This is a genomic window from Desulfovibrio sp. 1188_IL3213 (assembly GCF_036763145.1).
Taxonomy (GTDB): Bacteria; Desulfobacterota; Desulfovibrionia; order Desulfovibrionales; family Desulfovibrionaceae; genus Desulfovibrio.
Genome location: NZ_JBAIYR010000368.1, coordinates 1 through 2,300 on the forward strand (window position 1 = coordinate 1; position 2,300 = coordinate 2,300).

Here is a 2,300-nt window from a genome sequence, read left to right on the forward strand (position 1 = left end):
ACGCCTCGATCCTGCCGGGCCTGCGTGGCGCGGCCCCCATACAGCGCGCCGTTATGGAAGGATGGCAGCCCGGAGCCAGGGCGGGCATCTCCATAATGCGCATCGGCAGCCGACTTGATGCCGGGCCTGTTTATGCCGTGGACGACACTCTTATCGGCGAACATACCTCGGGCAGCCTGCATGACGCTCTGGCGCAGATGGGGGCGGAACTGCTGGTCACCGTTCTGGACGATCTCATGGAAGGCAGGGCAGTGGCCGTGGAGCAGGATGAACGTCTTGCCACTCACGCGGCCAAGCTGGGCAAGCGCGACGGCTATGTGGACTGGACGCGCACTGCGGCCGAAGTGCATGCACAGATACGCGGTGTTACGCCCAAACCCGGCGCGCGAACGGTGCTGCATCTTGATACGGCAGCGGATTTTGCCGCCCAGGCCATGCCGCTCATTGTTTCACCCGGAACAATCGGTGTGCCGGTGGCTGGCACTGCGCCGGGCAGCATACGGCACGACGGGCAGGGCATGAGCATTGCCTGCGGCGACTGCTGGTATGTGCTCGGCATGGTGCGTCCCGAGGGCCGCAAGGACATGCCCGCGCGTGACCTGCTTAACGGCAGTCTCAAGAATCTTCCTCAGGGCGTATGCGGCATGGCGCGGTCACCGGAAGAGCCACTGTAGCGGCTGTTGTCAGCATATTTTATTGTTGAAATTTTTTGTGGGAGGGACCTTTGTGCAGCAGGGTCCCTCCCCACCCGCCTACCTCCAAAAATCTTTATTCTTGTCTTGTCTGTGACAGGGGTACTCCTGATCTGAGGCGGGGGAGACCAGGGTCGCGCCTTCCGGTCACAGCATTGCCTCAAAGTTGACCTGCCCCAGTGAGGCTCATTTGGGCCTCTTTTTTTTCTTTTTCGTATACTGGGAAGCATAAAGGCCCTTTGTTGCGTATGGCCCGCGTGAGGCGTAAAAAAAGCCATAGGCCCGTTTTTAGAGCCTTTTCACTTTGAAGCTGCTCTGGCGGCTGCGTGAGCAGGTATCGCGGCGGAGGCGTAAGCGCAGCTTCAGCCGTTACGACAAAGGAAGTTACGGATGCTTCAGAAATCGTAACGCAGGAAACTACGCTTGCAGGCAGCATGTGTAACGATCGGCCTGTTTCCACACAATCGCTGTCGCCATTCGTAAGGCTCGCCAGGCTCGCCAACGACTGCCGCGAAGACAGCAGAGCTATTTATTTGCGCTGCTAAGCGCCGAAGCGAGCGTGGCTTAAACTTTGAGAATGTTCATCCTCAAAATTAATCTGCTCTATAAGTTTGGGCCTTTTTGCAGTCGTTTTATGCACGTGTACACCCCGAGGTTTCATGAAACTGCGTAAATCTCCCTTTTCGCTGCCGCCCGAGCAATATGGAGGCGCGCGCAAGCGCATCTTTATCGGACTTATGCTGGCATCCTGTCTGGTGGTCTGCCTTGGCCTGACAGTTTTTCTCATCCTGCCGTGGTCAGACATGCTGGACGGCATGGTCTGGCTTGAGCGCCTCAGTATCACCGTGGGGCTTGTGAGCATAGGGGCGCTCATGTGGCTGTGCCTTATGCTTGTGTTTCACATCTATACCGGCAAGGCCCTGCCTGGGGCGCGCAGTGTGCGCCATGTCACCATCCGCCTGTTTTTTCCGCTTATGGAACTGCTGGCAAAATTTGTGGGCATTGAACGCGGCAAGGTGCGGCGCAGTTTTATCAAGGTCAACAACGAACTGGTGCTTTCCTGCCGCAGGGCGGTGAAGCCAAGTGAACTGCTTTTGCTGCTGCCCCATTGTGTGCAACGTTCTTTATGTCCGCACCGCCTTGTACACAATGCCGACCTGTGCCGCCGATGCGGGCAGTGTCCCGTGGGGGACCTGCTGCACCTGCGCGACAGGTATGGCATACGCCTCGCCATTGCCACAGGGGGAACCATTGCACGGCGCATCGTGGTGCAGACCAGGCCGCGCTGCATCATTGCTGTGGCCTGCGAGCGCGATCTTACCTCGGGCATACAGGACAGCTATCCCTTGCCGGTCTTTGGCGTGCTGAACATGCGCCCCAACGGACCTTGCCTTGACACGCTTGTGCCTCTGGCGGCCCTTGAAGACGCGGTGCGCCTGTTTCTTGGTCTTGGCGATGCCGGGGCGTGCGGACAGGCAGGCTCCGGCATCGCGCCCGCCACTGTGACGATACCCGATGGAGAGGGCAGAGCATGAGCAGAAACATATCATTGCGCAAACTGCCCTGTAACGGCCGTACGGCTGCCTTGCGGGCGCTGTTGCTGGTTGA

The 2,300-nt window shown here is 58.8% G+C and carries 2 protein-coding genes; both read left to right on the plus strand.

The features are described 5' to 3' along the window. Nucleotides 1-674 (plus strand): methionyl-tRNA formyltransferase (locus tag V6C16_RS11500; RefSeq protein WP_333543267.1); only part of this gene is annotated, 674 nt, incomplete at its 5' end. A gap of 677 nt (nt 675-1,351) precedes the next feature. Then, the gene (locus V6C16_RS11505; RefSeq protein WP_333536776.1) at nt 1,352-2,227 is read left to right on the plus strand and encodes a DUF116 domain-containing protein; all 876 of its coding nucleotides are present in this window, start codon (nt 1,352-1,354) and stop codon (nt 2,225-2,227) included. Nucleotides 2,228-2,300: the final 73 nt, after the last annotated feature.

Bases quoted from the DNA above. Each gene is read 5' to 3' on its own strand.
- V6C16_RS11505 (WP_333536776.1), top strand. From the start codon at position 1,352: ATGAAACTGCGTAAATCTCCCTTTTCGCTGCCGCCCGAGCAATATGGA.